The sequence below is a fragment of the Streptomyces sp. NPDC006134 genome (assembly GCF_040628835.1).
In the GTDB taxonomy this organism is placed as follows: domain Bacteria; phylum Actinomycetota; class Actinomycetes; order Streptomycetales; family Streptomycetaceae; genus Streptomyces.
This window is the reverse complement of sequence record NZ_JBEXTV010000013.1, coordinates 19053-34156: the sequence shown is the minus strand read 5'-3', so window position 1 is coordinate 34156 and position 15104 is coordinate 19053. Positions and strand designations below refer to the sequence as shown.

16 protein-coding genes are annotated in these 15104 nt (G+C 69.6%); 11 read left to right on the top strand and 5 right to left on the bottom strand.

What is annotated here, in order from left to right; genetic code table 11:
- The first annotated feature begins 203 nt into the window (after positions 1-203).
- Together ABZ340_RS11070 and ABZ340_RS11065 are read left to right on the top strand one after the other, a co-directional pair.
- Positions 204-2567, top strand: a complete 2364-nt coding sequence (locus tag ABZ340_RS11070; RefSeq protein WP_358781467.1) for an immune inhibitor A domain-containing protein — start codon at positions 204-206, stop codon at positions 2565-2567.
- A gap of 121 nt (positions 2568-2688) precedes the next feature.
- On the top strand, positions 2689-3051 hold the full coding sequence (locus tag ABZ340_RS11065; RefSeq protein ID WP_358781466.1) for a hypothetical protein: 363 nt from the start codon (positions 2689-2691) through the stop codon (positions 3049-3051).
- 32 nt (positions 3052-3083) lie between these two features.
- Here ABZ340_RS11065 and ABZ340_RS11060 read toward each other — a convergent pair whose 3' ends face one another.
- On the bottom strand, positions 3084-3671 hold the full coding sequence (locus ABZ340_RS11060; protein ID WP_358781465.1) for a nicotinamidase: 588 nt from the start codon (positions 3669-3671) through the stop codon (positions 3084-3086).
- Between the two features lie 196 nt (positions 3672-3867).
- Positions 3868-5214 (bottom strand): nicotinate phosphoribosyltransferase, encoded by a 1347-nt coding sequence (locus tag ABZ340_RS11055; RefSeq protein WP_358781464.1) that lies wholly within the window; start codon positions 5212-5214, stop codon positions 3868-3870.
- A gap of 90 nt (positions 5215-5304) precedes the next feature.
- Here ABZ340_RS11055 and clpS point away from each other — a divergent pair, with 90 nt between their 5' ends.
- The 7 genes from clpS to ABZ340_RS11020 all read left to right on the top strand — a co-directional run bounded on the left by clpS (position 5305) and on the right by ABZ340_RS11020 (position 10184).
- The gene (clpS, locus tag ABZ340_RS11050) at positions 5305-5622 is read left to right on the top strand and encodes an ATP-dependent Clp protease adapter ClpS (RefSeq protein WP_358781463.1); all 318 of its coding nucleotides are present in this window, start codon (positions 5305-5307) and stop codon (positions 5620-5622) included.
- Positions 5623-5634: 12 nt separating this feature from the next.
- Positions 5635-6246, top strand: coding sequence for a DUF2017 domain-containing protein (locus ABZ340_RS11045; protein WP_358781462.1), 612 nt, complete (start codon positions 5635-5637; stop codon positions 6244-6246).
- A 412-nt stretch (positions 6247-6658) separates the two neighbouring features.
- Positions 6659-8101: an amino acid permease gene (locus ABZ340_RS11040; protein ID WP_358781461.1), complete on the top strand. Its 1443-nt coding sequence runs from the start codon at positions 6659-6661 to the stop codon at positions 8099-8101.
- A 134-nt stretch (positions 8102-8235) separates the two neighbouring features.
- Positions 8236-8658 (top strand): M67 family metallopeptidase, encoded by a 423-nt coding sequence (locus ABZ340_RS11035; protein ID WP_358781460.1) that lies wholly within the window; start codon positions 8236-8238, stop codon positions 8656-8658.
- Positions 8659-8749: 91 nt separating this feature from the next.
- On the top strand, positions 8750-8845 hold the full coding sequence (locus ABZ340_RS11030) for a putative leader peptide (protein ID WP_324617155.1): 96 nt from the start codon (positions 8750-8752) through the stop codon (positions 8843-8845).
- Between the two features lie 104 nt (positions 8846-8949).
- Positions 8950-9228: a MoaD/ThiS family protein gene (locus tag ABZ340_RS11025; RefSeq protein WP_358781459.1), complete on the top strand. Its 279-nt coding sequence runs from the start codon at positions 8950-8952 to the stop codon at positions 9226-9228.
- Positions 9229-9233: 5 nt separating this feature from the next.
- On the top strand, positions 9234-10184 hold the full coding sequence (locus ABZ340_RS11020) for a cysteine synthase (RefSeq protein ID WP_358781458.1): 951 nt from the start codon (positions 9234-9236) through the stop codon (positions 10182-10184).
- 178 nt (positions 10185-10362) lie between these two features.
- Here the strand turns inward: ABZ340_RS11020 and ABZ340_RS11015 are convergent, their stop codons facing one another.
- On the bottom strand, positions 10363-10833 hold the full coding sequence (locus ABZ340_RS11015) for a type II toxin-antitoxin system PemK/MazF family toxin (RefSeq protein ID WP_358781457.1): 471 nt from the start codon (positions 10831-10833) through the stop codon (positions 10363-10365).
- A gap of 203 nt (positions 10834-11036) precedes the next feature.
- Between ABZ340_RS11015 and ABZ340_RS11010 the strand changes: the two genes are divergently transcribed.
- Positions 11037-11789, top strand: coding sequence for an MBL fold metallo-hydrolase (locus ABZ340_RS11010; protein ID WP_358781456.1), 753 nt, complete (start codon positions 11037-11039; stop codon positions 11787-11789).
- A 68-nt stretch (positions 11790-11857) separates the two neighbouring features.
- Here the strand turns inward: ABZ340_RS11010 and ABZ340_RS11005 are convergent, their stop codons facing one another.
- Positions 11858-13108 (bottom strand): PTS transporter subunit EIIC, encoded by a 1251-nt coding sequence (locus ABZ340_RS11005; RefSeq protein ID WP_358781455.1) that lies wholly within the window; start codon positions 13106-13108, stop codon positions 11858-11860.
- 188 nt (positions 13109-13296) lie between these two features.
- Positions 13297-14586 carry a PTS transporter subunit EIIC gene (locus tag ABZ340_RS11000; protein ID WP_358781454.1) on the bottom strand — a complete coding sequence of 430 codons (1290 nt, stop codon included), beginning with the start codon at positions 14584-14586 and terminating at the stop codon, positions 13297-13299.
- Positions 14587-14803: 217 nt separating this feature from the next.
- Here ABZ340_RS11000 and ABZ340_RS10995 point away from each other — a divergent pair, with 217 nt between their 5' ends.
- Positions 14804-15037 carry a PTS glucose/sucrose transporter subunit IIB gene (locus tag ABZ340_RS10995; protein WP_351898403.1) on the top strand — a complete coding sequence of 78 codons (234 nt, stop codon included), beginning with the start codon at positions 14804-14806 and terminating at the stop codon, positions 15035-15037.
- Positions 15038-15104: the final 67 nt, after the last annotated feature.

The window sequence follows — 15104 nt, the reverse complement described above, 5'->3', positions numbered from 1 at the left end:
GGGGGCGCACCGAGTCATGTGTCCGCAAAGCGGACAGTGGCTCCGCATAGTGCAATTGATCTGTGCAAGTCAAGGTCTGTCTTTTCCTGTGAACCTCTAGTCAAATGACGTCACTTGACTACACGCGTTGATCGCGCGTGCGCGGACCTGTCACGTTCCCGTCCTCTTCCTCCGCGCACGCGGGACGCGGGGGAGGATCCCAAGTGACCAGCAGACCCCGGACGTTCAGGGCGACGGCGACCGCCGTCGCCCTCGCCGCGGCCACCGCCACGCTCGCCGCCGCTCCGGTGGCGCAGGCCGCCCCGTCGGCCCCGCCGGCCGCCGTGGACGGCCGCGACCACGACCCGCACCCCGCCGAGGGCATGGAATCCCACGACCTCGACGGCCCGCTCAGCAAGACGCAGAAAGCCCAGCGCCAGGAAGCCCTCGACCAGGTCATATCCGGCCAGGCGACGGTCAAGGACCGCGAGGGCTCGAAGGTCGTCCACCTCAAGGGCGGCAAGGGCGGCAAGGGCGGGAAGTACGTCGAGCTCGGCCGGGAGAAGACCGACCGGATCTTCACCATCCTGGTCGAGTTCGGCGAGAAGACGGACAGCCGCTACGGCGGCACCCCGGGCCCGCTGCACAACCAGATCGCCGCCCCGGACCGGACCGAGGACAACTCCACGGCGTGGCAGGCGGACTACGACCGGGGGCACTACGAGGACCTGTACTTCGGCACCGGCGACGGCGTCGAGTCCGTCAAGAAGTACTACGAGAAGCAGTCCTCGGGCCGCTACTCGGTCGAGGGCGAGGTCTCCGACTGGGTCAAGGTCCCCTACAACGAGGCCCGTTACGGCAACAACGCCTGCGGCTCCACCAACTGCCCCAGCGTGTGGAACGTCGTCAGCGACGGCCTGAACGCCTGGGTCGCCCAGCAGAAGGCGGCCGGCCGCACCGACGCCGACATCAAGGCGGACGTGACGAAGTTCGACGCGTGGGACCGCTACGACTTCGACGGCGACGGCGACTTCAACGAGCCCGACGGCTACATCGACCACTTCCAGATCGTGCACGCCGGCGAGGACGAGTCCGCGGGCGGCGGCGCGCAGGGCACCGACGCCATCTGGGCCCACCGCTGGTACGCCTTCGGCACCGACGCCGGCGCCACGGGTCCTGCCGGCAACAAGCTGGGCGGCGCGCAGATCGGCGACACCGGCGTCTGGGTCGGCGACTACACCGTCCAGCCGGAGAACGGCGGCCTCGGCGTCTTCGCCCACGAGTACGGCCACGACCTCGGCCTGCCCGACCACTACGACACCGCCGGCGGCGAGAACTCCACCGGCTTCTGGACGCTGATGTCCTCCGGTTCCTGGCTCGGCACCGGCCGCGGCGAGATCGGCGACCTGCCCGGCGACATGACCGCCTGGGACAAGCTCCAGCTCGGCTGGCTGAACTACGACACGGCCAAGGCGGCCACGGCGTCCAGGCACAAGCTGGGCGTCGCCGAGTACAACACCAAGGACAAGCAGGCCCTGGTCGTCGAACTCCCCGACAAGACGGTCACCACCGAGATCGTCGCCCCCGCCCAGGGGCAGACCCAGTGGTGGAGCGGCAGCGGCGACGACCTCAGGAACACGCTGGCCCGCTCCGTCGACCTCACCGGCCGGACGTCGGCCGCCCTCACCCTCGACGGCTGGTACGACATCGAGGCCAACTACGACTACCTCTACGCCGAGGTCTCCACCGACGGCGGCGCCAACTGGACCGCCCTGGACGGCACGGTGGACGGCCGGCCCCTCCCGCGCGACGGCAGCGACAAGCCGGCCCTGACCGGCAGCTCCGAGGCCCACGCGCGCCTCGCGTACCCCCTGGACGCCTACGCCGGCAAGAAGATCGACCTCCGCTTCCGCTACCAGACCGACGGCGGCGTGGCCCTCAAGGGCTTCACGGCGGACCGGATCACGGTGACGGCGGACGGCGCGACGCTCTTCGCCGACGACGCCGAGAGCGCGGACCCGGCCTGGACGGCGAGCGGCTTCACCCGCGTCGGCGCCTCCTTCACCAAGGACTACGCGCAGTACTACATCGCCGAGAACCGGCAGTACGTGTCGTACGACAGGACGCTGAAGACCGGCCCGTACAACTTCGGCTTCGCCTCCCGCCCGGACTGGGTGGAGCACTACCCGTACCAGAACGGCCTGCTGATCTGGAAGTGGGACACCTCCCAGGCGGACAACAACACCAGCGTCCACCCGGGCACCGGCCTGGTCCTGCCGGTCGACTCCCACCCGACCGCGCTGCGGTGGTCCGACGGCACGCTGATGCGCAACCGCATCCAGGCCTACGACTCGCCGTTCAGCCTGTACGGCACGGACGGCATCACCCTCCACAAGGCGGACGTGGCGACCCGCGTCCCGTCCTCGAAGGGCGTGCCGGTCTTCAACGACCACACGCACGACTACTACGACGAGTCGAACCCCGCCGGCGGTGTCGACATCACTGACACCAACACCACAATCAAGATCGTCAAGGAGGCCCGGAACGGCTCCACGATCTCGGTCGAGGTCGGCCCGGCCGTGAAGTAGTCCACGTTTCCCCAGGTCAGAGCGTGATCGGCGGTGACCCCCTGGCGGGTCGCCGCCGATCCGTGTTTAGGTGCGTCTGTACGTCTCTTATTGACACCGGCTGACACGGGGGTATGACCGCATGGCCGCAGGAGGTTTCTGCAAGCTGCCGAGCGGCTCGGTGGTGGTGGCGCTCAACCTGCCCAGCCCCGCCGCCGTCGGCCCCGAGGGACATCCCCCCTCCGGGAGCGTGCGCGTCCTGGTGCACGCCGCGAACCGGGCGCGCGCCCTGACCAGGCTGCGCAACCTCGGACTGCGGGCGGTCTACCTGCGGGGCAACGCCGCCCCGCCGACCCCGGACGAGATCACGGCGGTCCTGCACCACCCGGACGGCCTCATATGGCGCACGGCCCCCGGCCACGGGACGGCCACCGGCCCGGACCTGGTCCAGGAGCTGTGGCACCCGATCCGGGCGCTGTTCAGACGCCCGACGGTCCAGACCTGAGCCGCGGGGAGAGCGGGGCCGCCCGCCGCCCGCTACGGGGCGACCGGCTTCCCGGACAGCTCCACGCCCGCCTCGCGCATCTCCTCCAGCGCCCGCTCGGTGCTCTCCCCGCCCACCCCGGCGGTGAGGTCCAGCAGCACCTGCGTGCGGAAGCCCTCGCGCACGGCGTCCAGGGCGGTGGCCCGCACGCAGTGGTCGGTGGCGATGCCGACGACGTCGACCTCGTCGATCTCCCGGGCCCGCAGCCAGTCGGCGAGCGACACCCCGTTCTCGTCGGTGCCCTCGAAGCCGCTGTAGGCCGCCGAGTAGGCCCCCTTGTCGAAGACGGCGTCGATCGCGCCGGAGGCGACGGCGGGGGCGAAGTTCGGGTGGAAGCCGACGCCCTCCGTCCCGGCGACGCAGTGCGCGGGCCAGGAGTGGACGAAGTCGGGATTGTCCGCGAAGTGGCCGCCGGGGGCGATGTGGTGGTCCCGGGTGGCCACGACGTGCCGGTAGCCGGCGGGCGCCTGCCCGATCAGCTCGGTGATGGCGGCGGCCACGTCGGCACCACCGGCCACCGGGAGGCTGCCCCCCTCGCAGAAGTCGTTCTGCACGTCTACGACGATCAAGGCGCGGCGCATGGTCGGTGTCCTTCGACTATGGGGTCGGGGATGGGTCGGCGGCTGGGTCGGCGGCGGAGCCGGGAGCGGAGCGGGGGCGCGAGGGGCGCGCGCCCGGCCGGTGAACCTCCGACCCTATGACCCTCCCGTACGGCACGGGAGGGTGTACGGCGGGGCGGACGGGCGGCGTGGTCGGGCGTAGGGCGGCGCACCCGCTTTAGCTACCCGAGCCGCCCCGGACGTACTCCGTCGGAATGACGGGTTCCCCACGCGAGAGCTGGGTAGCGGACAGCGGCAGGTTCGCGCGCGCGGCGGCGTGCCGCTCGCGGGCCGCGTCCAGCGGCTCCCGTGCGACCACCTCACCGCCCTTGACCAGCTCCACCAGCAGCTCCCGGCCGGCCAGCTCCGCGGGCACCGGCCCGGTGCCGACCACCTCGGCCTCGGCGTAGCCGGAGGAGTCCAGCCGCCGCGCCGCCCACTTGCGGCCCCCCAGGGAGGTCTTGCCGCCGCTGGACTTCTTGGCCACCGGCACCAGCGGGGCCGCGGGGTCGTCGGACTCGGCACGGGCGACGAGCTTGTAGACCATGGAGGCCGTGGGGTGCCCGGAGCCGGTCACCAGCTGGGTGCCGACGCCGTAGGCGTCCACGGGCGCCGCCGCCAGCGAGGCGATGGCGTACTCGTCCAGATCCGAGGTCACGATGATCCTCGTGCCGCGCGCGCCCAGCTCGTCGAGCTGCTGCCGCACCCGGTGCGCCACCAGCAGCAGGTCGCCGGAGTCGATGCGCACGGCGCCCAGCTCCGTCCCGGCGACCTCCACGGCGGTACGGACCGCCTCGGTGACGTCGTAGGTGTCCACCAGCAGGGTGGTGCCCCGGCCCAGGGTGTCCACCTGCGCCCGGAAGGCGTCCCGCTCGCTGTCGTGCAGCAGCGTGAAGGCGTGGGCGGAGGTGCCGACGGTGGGGATGTTGTAGCGGAAACCGGCCGCCAGGTCGGAGGTGGAGGCGAAGCCGCCCACGTAGGCGGCGCGGGCGGCGGCCACCGCGGACAGCTCGTGGGTGCGGCGGGCGCCCATCTCGATCAGCGGACGGTCCCCGGCCGCGGAGGACATGCGGGAGGCGGCGGCGGCGATCGCGGAGTCGTGGTTGAGGATCGACAGGATCACCGTCTCCAGCAGCACGCACTCGGCGAAGGAGCCCTCCACCCGCATGACCGGCGAGCCCGGGAAGTACACCTCGCCCTCGGGGTAGCCCCAGATGTCGCCGCCGAAGCGGTAGTCGGCGAGCCACGCCAGGGTGTCCTCGTCGACGATGCCGCGCCGCCGCAGGAAGTCGAGGACATCCGCGTCGAAGCGGAAGTTCTCCACCGCGTCCAGCACCCGGCCCGTGCCCGCGACGACGCCGTAGCGGCGCCCGTCGGGCAGCCGCCTGGTGAAGACCTCGAACACGCTCCGCCGCCCGGCCGTGCCCGCCTTCAGGGCGGCCCGCAGCATGGTCAGCTCGTACTGGTCCGTGAAGAGCGCCGTCGAGGGGACGGCCACCGGCAGCCCAAGGTCCGCTGTGTTCATGGCGAAGAATCGTACTCTCTTCCGTCCGTCATTTCGTCACTCTGACGATTTGCGGGTCCGTTTGTGCGAGTACCCCCCTGTGGTGGCAGCATGGGCCTTGTGACGGCAGCCGCACCCATGGAGATCGAGAAGACCGAGTCGGCGGAGGAGGTCTTCGCCGTACCCGAGCCCGACGTGCCGTGGGTGACGATCGTCCACAACGACCCCGTCAATCTCATGAGCTATGTGACGTACGTCTTCCAGACGTACTTCGGCTACTCCAAGGACAAGGCCACCAAGCTCATGCTCGACGTCCACCACAAGGGCCGGGCGGTCGTCTCCAGCGGGACGCGCGAGGAGATGGAACGCGATGTGCAGGCCATGCACGGCTACGGTCTGTGGGCCACCCTCCAGCAGGACCGGAAGTAGCGAACCCCCTCCATGCCAGGACACTTCGAACCGCTCCCCGGCGGCGGCGCGGCCGTCGCCCTCGACGACGTCGAGATCTCCATCATCCGGTCGCTGGCCGTGCAGCTCCTGGAGCTGATCGGCCCGGGCCCCGCCGAGGACGCGCCGGGCGACCCGCTCGCCGAGCTCTTCGCCGACGGCCCCAGCGAGCCGCCCTCCGACCCGGTCCTGCGGCGCCTGTTCCCCGACGCCTACACCGACCCCGGGCAGGCGCCCGCCTCGGCGCGGGAGGCGGAGGAGCGGCGCGCGCACTCCGCCGAGTTCCGCCGCTACACCGAGAACGACCTGCGCGCCGGCAAGCGCGACAACGCCCTGGCGGTGATCCGCACCCTGGACGCGCTGGCCGCGGACGCGGCGGGCGAGGGCGGGGCCGTGCTGAAGCTGTCCCCCGAGGAGTCCCGGCGGTGGCTGGGCGCCCTCAACGACCTGCGCCTGGCGATCGGCGCCCGCCTGGAGATCACCGACGAGGACGACACCGACGTGCTCTACCGGCTCCCCGACGAGGACCCGCGCAAGCCGATGGTGATGGCGTACCTGTGGCTGGGCGGCCTCCAGGAGACGCTCGTCTCCACACTGATGCCCTGAGGGCGCCGGTGTCCCGAGGGCGCCGGTGCCGGGAGGGCGCCGGTGCCGGGAGGGTGCCGGTGCCGTGAGGAGCTCCGCTCCCGCCGTGCGCGTGTTTTCGGTTCGTTTCATGTTCGCTCACAGGACGCTCAGAACCGAATAACGATCCGATCACCACGGAAAACCTGTACGCGCACCCTTGCACCCTTTGTCCATATCTAACTGTGGCGTGCGCCACGCCACGCCCGTCGATCAATGCGACGGCCGTGATAAATCTTCACGACCACCCGCGTGCGCCACCCCTGTGCGCGGGGGGCGCCACCACGCCGGCGGATCGCCGGTCCGGCACAGCTCCATCCACATCCGGGGGGATCGTGACCCGATCCGAGGCCGCTGCGACGGCTCGGATCACCATGGAGAAAGGCGCACATCCATGACCTCAGCGCAGGTCGACGACAAGCACCACGACGGCAAGGGGGCCGTGCCGGCCGCGACGGCGGACGGTGGCGAGGGGTACCAGCGGGGGCTCGGCGCCCGTCAGATCCAGATGATCGCCATCGGCGGTGCCATCGGCACCGGCCTCTTCCTCGGCGCGGGCAAGGGCATCTCCAAAGCGGGACCCAGCCTGATCCTGGCGTACGCCATCGCGGGCCTGGTGATCTTCTTCATCATGCGGGCCCTCGGCGAACTGCTGATGTACCGCCCCGTGTCCGGCTCCTTCTCGGAGTACGCGCGCGAGTTCATCGGCCCCTTCGCGGGCTTCGTGACGGGATGGACGTACTGGCTCTTCTGGGTCGTCACCGGCATTACCGAGGTCACCGCCGCCGCGGCCTACATGACGTACTGGTTCGACATCCCCCAATGGGTGTCGGCCCTGGTCTTCACGATCGTCCTGTACGGCGCCAACCTCATCTCCGTGAAGCTCTTCGGCGAGCTGGAGTTCTGGTTCTCGATGGTCAAGGTCACCGCGATCATCGGCATGATCCTGATCTGCGCCGGCATCCTGACGATCGGCTTCTCGGACGCCGGCGACACCGCCTCCGTGACCCACCTGTGGAGCGACGGCGGCTTCTTCCCGCACGGCGTCGGCGACTCCCTGATGACCCTCCAGATGGTCATGTTCGCCTTCCTCGCCGTCGAGCTGGTCGGCGTGACCGCGGGCGAGTCCAAGGACCCCAAGACCGTCCTGCCCAAGGCCATCAACACCGTGCCGTGGCGCATCGCCGTCTTCTACGTCGGCGCGCTCATCATGATCCTGTCGGTCGTGCCGTGGACCCACTTCCAGCCGGGCGTCAGCCCCTTCGTGGCCGCCTTCGAGAAGATGGGCCTGGCCGCCGGCGCGGGCATCGTCAACTTCGTCGTCCTCACCGCCGCCCTGTCCTCCTGCAACTCCGGCATGTACTCCACCGGCCGCATGCTGCGCGACCTCGCGCTCAACCACCAGGGCCCGAAGTTCTTCACCAAGCTGACCTCCAACGGCCTCCCGCTGGTCGGCACCACCTTCTCCGCCGCGCTGATGATGGTCGGCGTGTGGATCAACTACCAGTGGCCCGGCAAGGCGTTCGACTACGTCGTCTCCTTCGCCACCATCTCCGGCATGTGGGCCTGGATCATGATCCTGGCCAGCCAGATCCGCTACCGGGCCAAGTCCGACCGCGGCGAGCTGCCCCGCTCGGACTTCCGCGCGCCGGGCGCCCCGTACACGAGCTGGTTCGCGCTCGCCTTCATCGCCATGGTGGTCGTGCTGATGGGCATCGACAAGGACGCCCGCATCTCGCTGTACTGCGCGCCGCTGTGGGCCCTGATCCTCGGCGTCAGCTACCTCGTGCTGAAGAGCCGCAACCCGGAGGCGGCGGCCTTCAAGAAGCGCGGCTGACCCTCCCCGAGGACGCCCGGCCGCGGGGGAGCGCCCGTGGCGCCCCCGGCGGCAGCCGCTCAGGGTGTCCGGCATATGGGCCGTTCCGTACCAACCCTCGGTACGGAACGGCCCTTCTGCTTATCCTGACGGACATGCTGACCATCACCCAGGCCCTGTACGACCAGATCGTCGCCCACGCGCGCGAGGACCACCCCGACGAGGCGTGCGGCGTGGTCGCGGGACCCGTGGGAGCGGGCCGCCCCGAGCGCTTCATCCCGATGCTGAACGCCGCCCGCTCGCCCACCTTCTACGAGTTCGACTCCCAGGACCTGCTCAAGCTCTACCGCGAGATGGACGACCGCGACGAGGAACCGGTCGTCATCTACCACTCCCACACCGCCACCGAGGCATACCCCTCCCGCACCGACATCTCCTACGCCAACGAACCCGGCGCCCACTACGTCCTCGTCTCCACCGCGGACACCGACGGCCTCGGCGAATTCCAGTTCCGCTCGTTCCGGATCGTCGAAGGAGAGGTCACGGAAGAGGAGGTCAAGGTGGTGGAGTCGTACTGACCGCCCCCCGGATCTCGCACTGCGGATGAAGGATGTCCGAAGAATGAGATTGCCTTCCGGGAAGTGGACCGGGAATCGATACGATGTGCCCATGGTTCTTCACGACGTGAGCGAAAAGGCGCCGGGCACGCTGCTCGTGGCGCGGCTGCACGTCGACCTGTGCAGGCTGAACAGCGCCATCTGTTGACACACCCCTGCCGCCGTACGGCCGTGGGCCGCCGCGGCGTGCCACCGTGCGCCGCCGCGCGCCCTCCTCGAACCTCCGACACCTCCCGACAGGAGCCCTGAGCCATGGCCATCGAGGTCCGCATCCCCACCATCCTCCGCCAGTACACCGACGGCCAGAAGGCGGTGGAGGGCACCGGGAACACCCTCGCCGAACTCTTCGCCGACCTCGACACCCGCCACGCGGGCATCCAGGCCCGCATCGTGGACGGCGGCCAGCTGCGCCGCTTCGTCAACGTCTACCTCAACGACGAGGACGTCCGCTTCCTCGACGGCATCGACACCAAGCTCACCGACGGCGACAACGTCACGATCCTGCCGGCCGTGGCCGGCGGTATGGCCTGATCCCCATGCGTTACGACTCTCCGCTCGCCGCGGTAGGCAACACCCCCCTGGTGCGCCTGCCGCGGCTGTCGCCCTCCGACGACGTCCGCATCTGGGCCAAGCTGGAGGACCGCAACCCCACCGGCTCCGTCAAGGACCGCCCGGCCCTCCACATGATCGAGCAGGCGGAGAAGGACGGCCGCCTCACCCCCGGCTGCACCATCCTGGAACCCACCAGCGGCAACACCGGCATCTCCCTGGCCATGGCCGCCAAACTCAAGGGCTACCGCATCGTGTGCGTGATGCCCGAGAACACCTCCCAGGAACGCCGCGACCTGCTCTCCATGTGGGGAGCGGAGATCATCTCCTCCCCGGCCGCGGGCGGCTCCAACACCGCCGTACGGGTCGCCAAGGAACTCGCCGCCCAGCACCCCGACTGGGTCATGCTCTACCAGTACGGCAACCCGGACAACGCCGGCGCCCACTACGCCACCACCGGCCCCGAGATCCTCGCCGACCTGCCCTCCGTCACCCACTTCGTCGCCGGCCTCGGCACCACCGGCACCCTCATGGGCGTCGGCCGCTACCTGCGCGAACACAAGCCGGACGTCAAGATCGTCGCCGCCGAACCCCGCTACGACGACCTCGTCTACGGCCTGCGCAACCTCGACGAGGGCTTCGTCCCCGAGCTGTACGACGCCTCCGTCCTCACCACCCGCTTCTCCGTCGGCTCCGCCGACGCCGTCACCCGCACCCGCGAACTCCTCCAGCAGGAAGGGATCTTCGCGGGCATCTCCACCGGCGCCGCCCTGCACGCCGCCCTCGGCGTCGGCAAGAAGGCCCTCAAGGCCGGCGAAAGCGCGGACATCGTGTTCGTCGTCGCCGACGGCGGCTGGAAGTACCTGTCCACCGGCGTCTACACCGCCGCCACCACCGAGGAAGCCATCGAAACCCTCCAGGGCCAGCTCTGGGCCTGAGAGCCCCGAACAGAAGGGGCGTCCGGCTCGCGACGCCCGGCACGCACGCTCGCCGCGTTGCCGAAACGCCCACGTGGCTCCGCCACGAGGGCGCTCCGGCGCCTTGCGATCGCACGCACCAGACGCCGCGAGCCGATCGGACGCCCCTTCTGTCCGGGGCTCTGAAGACCGTCCCGCCTCACGTCGCCAGGTGACGGACCTGGTCCCACAGGACCGGGTCCACCACCCCCACCCGCCGCCGGAAATCCCGCACCGGAACCTCCCGCAGCTCATCGGTCTCCAGGAAACTCGTCCGCCCCCGCGCGTCCCCGACCGAACCCGGCGGCAGCGGAATCACCCCGGACCGCTCGTCCCGGTAACGGCTGGTGATCTTCGCGACCAGCGCCCGCCGCCCGTGCACCGCGATCACCAGACACGGCCGGTCCTTCACCCCCGCCCGGTCCTCGAACGGCACGGCCGCCCACCAGATCTCCGCCGGCCGCGGCCGCACCCCCCGCGCCCCCCGCCCCACCGGACGCCCCGGCGGGTGCCCCGGCGGCCCGGAGCGCCCCGCCGGCCGCCGCCCCCGCCGCCCCCAGCCGTCCACGAGCGCGACGACGAGCGCGAGCACCACCACCGCCGCGAGCGCCGGCCACCAGGACGTGTCCATACGACGACGGTACCGGCGCACACCCCCACCGCGCGCCCCCGCACCGGCCCCAAGCGCCCCGCATCCAGCCGAACCGGTGACACCACAGGTGAGTTCGCCCACAACAGCCCCTGGCAGAGGAGCGACCAAACGTTTCGCGCCTTACGCTCGACGGACCGCACGACCCCCGTCTCTCCACACCCGCCAGCGGAGGTTTCTGCTTCATGAAGCTCACCGTCGTCGGCTGCTCGGGGTCGTTCCCGTCCGCGGAATCGGCCTGCTCGAGCTACCTCGTCGAGGCCGACGGCTTCCGGCTGCTCCTCGACATGGGCAACGGCGCCCTGGGCGAGCTGCAGCGCCACTGCGGTCTCTACGACCTCGACGCGATCTTCCTCAGCCACCTGCACGCCGACCACTGCATCGACATGTGCGCCTACTTCGTGGCCCGCTACTACCGGCACGACGGCGGCCGCTGCGCCCCCCTGCCCGTCTACGGACCCGAAGGCACCGAACACCGGCTGACCACCGCCTACGCCGACACCCCCACCGCCTCCTCCATGAGCGAGGTCTTCGACTTCCACACGGTCAAGCCGGGCACCTTCGAGATCGGCCCGTTCACCGTGCACACCGAACGCGTCGCCCACCCCGTGGAGGCCTACGGCATCCGCATCGAACACGGCGGCACGTCGCTCACCTACTCCGGTGACACGGGGGTGAGCCCCGCCCTGGACGAACTCGCCCGCGACGCCGACCTGTTCCTGTGCGAGGCCGCCTTCACGCACGGCAAGGAGAACATCCCCGACCTCCACCTCAACGGCCGCGAGGCCGGCGAGACCGCCACCCGCGCCCACGCCCGCCGCCTGGTCCTCACCCACATCCCCCCGTGGACCGACCCCCAGGTCAACCTGGCCGACGCCCGCGCGGCCTTCCACGGCCCGGTGGAACTGGCGGTACCGGGGACGTCGTACGAGATCTGACACGGAAAAGGCCGCCGGAGCTGCGAACAGCTCCGGCGGCCTTCCTCATGTCCGGGAACGGCGGGGACTCACGCCTTCGTGAGGTCCTCGACCTCCTCCTCGGGCTCGCGGCCCGGGGTGGGCAGGTTGAACTTGATGATCGCGAACCGGAAGGTCACGTAGTAGATCACCGCGAAGACCAGGCCGATCGGAATGATCAACCAAGGCTTGGTCGCCAGGTGCCAGTTGAGCGCGTAGTCGATGAAGCCCGCCGAGAAGTTGAAGCCGGCGTGCACGCCCAGGCCCCAGGTGACCGCCATCGAGAGGGCGGTGAGCACGGCGTGCAGCACGTACAGCACCGGCGCGATGAACATGAAGGAGAACTCGATCGGCTCGGTCACACCCGTGACGAACGAGGTCAGCGCCAGCGACACCATCATGCCGAGGACGACCTTGCGGCGCTCGGGACGGGCGCAGTGCGCGATGGCGAGCGCGGCGGCCGGCAGACCGAACATCATGATCGGGAAGAAGCCGGACTGGAACAGGCCGGCGGAGGCGTCACCGGCCAGGAACCGGGTGATGTCACCGTGCACGATCTCGCCGGAGGCGTCCTTGAAGTCACCGAGCTGGAACCAGGCCACCGTGTTGACGAACTGGTGCATGCCGATCGGGATGAGCCCGCGGTTCACCGCGCCGAACAGGGCCGCGCCGCCCGCGCCCAGGCCGGTCATCCACTCGCCGAAGTTCGAGATGCCCTCACCGATGGGTTCCCAGACCAGACCGAAGAAGACACCGACGACGATGCCGACGAACGCCATGATGATCGGCACCAGCCGACGCCCGTTGAAGAAGCCCAGCCAGTCCACCAGCTTGGTCCGGTGGAACCGCTGCCACAGCACGGCCGCGAGCAGACCCATGACGATGCCGCCGAGCACCCCGGGATTGTTGTACGTCGCGGCGACGTCCTTGCCGTCCTTCACCACCGCCTCGGTGACGGGGAAGGCCTCCAGGACCTTGCTGTAGACCAGGAAACCGACCACGGCCGCCAGGGCCGTGGAGCCGTCCGCCTTCTTGGCGAAACCGATGGCCACGCCTATGCAGAACAGCAGCGGCAGCGAGCCGGTCAGCGCACCGCCCGCGTTGTTGAACACGGCGGCGACCTTGTCCCAGCCCAGGCCGTCCTTGCCGAAGATGTCGTCCTGGCCGAGCCGGACCATGATGCCCGCCGCCGGCAGTACGGCGATCGGGAGCTGCAAGCTGCGGCCGACCTTCTGAAGGCCCTGGAACAGGCCCGAGCCCCGCTTCTTTGCGGGGGCCGCCGTTGCGGTGGCGGTGCTCATACTTCCTCCATCGTGGTGGTCTACACCACCCAGTGGTGTAGACCTGTTGTAACACGATGAAGGGCACATAAGGAACCCGCGATTCCAGCGACCAAAGCATCACGCGCAGTACCCGCAGGACAGCATGCCGAAGGCCCCCGGACCGGCGTCCGAGGGCCCTGCGAGACCACGGCGAAAGGGTACGCACCCTACCCCTTCGCCGCGTCCTCCACCTCCTCCTCCGGCTCCCGCCCCGGCGTCTTCAGATCGAACTTCGTGATCGCGAACCGGAACACCGCGTAATACACGACCGCGAAGACCAGACCGATCGGAATGATCAACCAAGGCTTGGTCGCCAGATTCCAGTTGATCACGTAGTCGATCAGCCCCGCCGAGAAACTGAAACCGTCCTTCACCCCCAGCCCCCACGTCACCGCCATCGACACCCCCGTCAACACCGCGTGCATCGCATACAACGCCGGCGCGATGAACAGGAACGAATACTCCAGCGGCTCCGTGATCCCCGTGACGAACGACGTCAGCCCCACCGACAGCATCAGACCGCCCACCTCCTTACGGCGATGCGGCTTCGCACAGTGCGCGATCGCCAGCGCCGCCGCCGGCAACGCGAACATCATGATCGGGAAGAAACCCGAGGTGAACTGACCCGCATCCGGATCACCCGCCAGGAACATGTTGATGTCCCCATGCACCGTCGGCCCACCCGGCTTGGTGTAACTGCCGAACTGGAACCAGATCGGCACATTCAGGAACTGATGCAGACCGATCACCAGCAACGCCCGGTTCGCCACACCGAACACACCCGCACCCCACGCACCCAGACCCCGCAGCCAGTCACTGAAACTCTCCAGCGCGTCCCCGATCGGCGGCCACACCCACAGACACAACGCCGCGAACAAGATCGCCACAAACGCCATGATGATCGGCACCAGCCGGCGCCCGTTGAAGAACCCCAGCCAGTCCACCAGCCGCGTCCGGTGATAACGCTGCCAGAAGAACGCCGCCAGCAACCCGATGACGATCCCGCCGAACACCCCCGGATTCTGATACGTGAAAGCCGTCACCGACCCGTCCGCCAACTGACAGCCCGCATTCGGCACCGCCTTGGACCCCTCGGGACAGTCCTCCGGGAACTGACGCAGCACATTGAAATAGACGAGGAACCCCGCCACCGCCGCCAGCGCCGTCGACCCGTCGGCCTTCTTCGCCATGCCGATCGCCACACCCACACAGAACAGCAGCGGCAGCCCCAGCGACCCGTCCAGCAGCGCCCCGCCCGCCCCCATCAGCACCTTGGAGACGTTCGTCCACCCCAGCCCGTCCTCCCCGAACACATCCGGCTGCCCCAGCCGGTTCAGGATGCCCGCGGCCGGCAGCACGGCGATCGGCAACTGAAGACTGCGGCCCATCTTCTGCAAACCCTGGAACAAACTGTTCCAGCGGGCACGAGCGGGACTGGCCACGCTGTCGGCACTCATCCGGTCTCCATCCGGTCTGATCCGGCCTGATCCGGTCTGATCCGGCCTACTGAAACAGGGGAGGCGGTTTGGCGGCCGTCCGACCGGTGGTGTAGACCAGTTGACGACGGTTCCGCTGTCGTGACGCCATCATTCGGTACACACCGCATGACCGCTCGCGAAGATGGGCCAACTGTGGGTTACTGCGACAAAGCGGTTCGGATCAGGGAGAAAGAACATGGCCAGCAAGGCTGAGAAGATCGTCGCCGGGCTCGGCGGCATCGACAACATCGAAGAGGTCGAGGGCTGCATCACCCGCCTCCGCACCGAGGTCGTCGACCCCTCGCTCGTCGACGAAGCCGCACTCAAGGCCGCCGGCGCCCACGGCGTCGTCAAGATGGGCACCGCCATCCAGGTCGTCATCGGCACCGACGCCGACCCGATCGCCGCGGACATCGAAGACATGATGTGAGCCCCACCGGGCCCCACAGCCCGCCCGCTCACCCCCAAGGGGCCCCTCCCCACCACAGGAAGGGCCC

Coding starts and splice junctions, on each gene's coding strand:
- ABZ340_RS11065 (WP_358781466.1), top strand. CDS start 2,689: ATGGCCGCAGGAGGTTTCTGCAAGCTGCCGAGCGGCTCGGTGGTGGTG.
- ABZ340_RS11060 (WP_358781465.1), bottom strand. CDS start 3,671: ATGCGCCGCGCCTTGATCGTCGTAGACGTGCAGAACGACTTCTGCGAG.
- ABZ340_RS11055 (WP_358781464.1), bottom strand. CDS start 5,214: ATGAACACAGCGGACCTTGGGCTGCCGGTGGCCGTCCCCTCGACGGCG.
- clpS (WP_358781463.1), top strand. CDS start 5,305: ATGGGCCTTGTGACGGCAGCCGCACCCATGGAGATCGAGAAGACCGAG.
- ABZ340_RS11045 (WP_358781462.1), top strand. CDS start 5,635: ATGCCAGGACACTTCGAACCGCTCCCCGGCGGCGGCGCGGCCGTCGCC.
- ABZ340_RS11040 (WP_358781461.1), top strand. CDS start 6,659: ATGACCTCAGCGCAGGTCGACGACAAGCACCACGACGGCAAGGGGGCC.
- ABZ340_RS11035 (WP_358781460.1), top strand. CDS start 8,236: ATGCTGACCATCACCCAGGCCCTGTACGACCAGATCGTCGCCCACGCG.
- ABZ340_RS11030 (WP_324617155.1), top strand. CDS start 8,750: ATGGTTCTTCACGACGTGAGCGAAAAGGCGCCGGGCACGCTGCTCGTG.
- ABZ340_RS11025 (WP_358781459.1), top strand. CDS start 8,950: ATGGCCATCGAGGTCCGCATCCCCACCATCCTCCGCCAGTACACCGAC.
- ABZ340_RS11020 (WP_358781458.1), top strand. CDS start 9,234: ATGCGTTACGACTCTCCGCTCGCCGCGGTAGGCAACACCCCCCTGGTG.
- ABZ340_RS11015 (WP_358781457.1), bottom strand. CDS start 10,833: ATGGACACGTCCTGGTGGCCGGCGCTCGCGGCGGTGGTGGTGCTCGCG.
- ABZ340_RS11010 (WP_358781456.1), top strand. CDS start 11,037: ATGAAGCTCACCGTCGTCGGCTGCTCGGGGTCGTTCCCGTCCGCGGAA.
- ABZ340_RS11005 (WP_358781455.1), bottom strand. CDS start 13,108: ATGAGCACCGCCACCGCAACGGCGGCCCCCGCAAAGAAGCGGGGCTCG.
- ABZ340_RS11000 (WP_358781454.1), bottom strand. CDS start 14,586: ATGAGTGCCGACAGCGTGGCCAGTCCCGCTCGTGCCCGCTGGAACAGT.
- ABZ340_RS10995 (WP_351898403.1), top strand. CDS start 14,804: ATGGCCAGCAAGGCTGAGAAGATCGTCGCCGGGCTCGGCGGCATCGAC.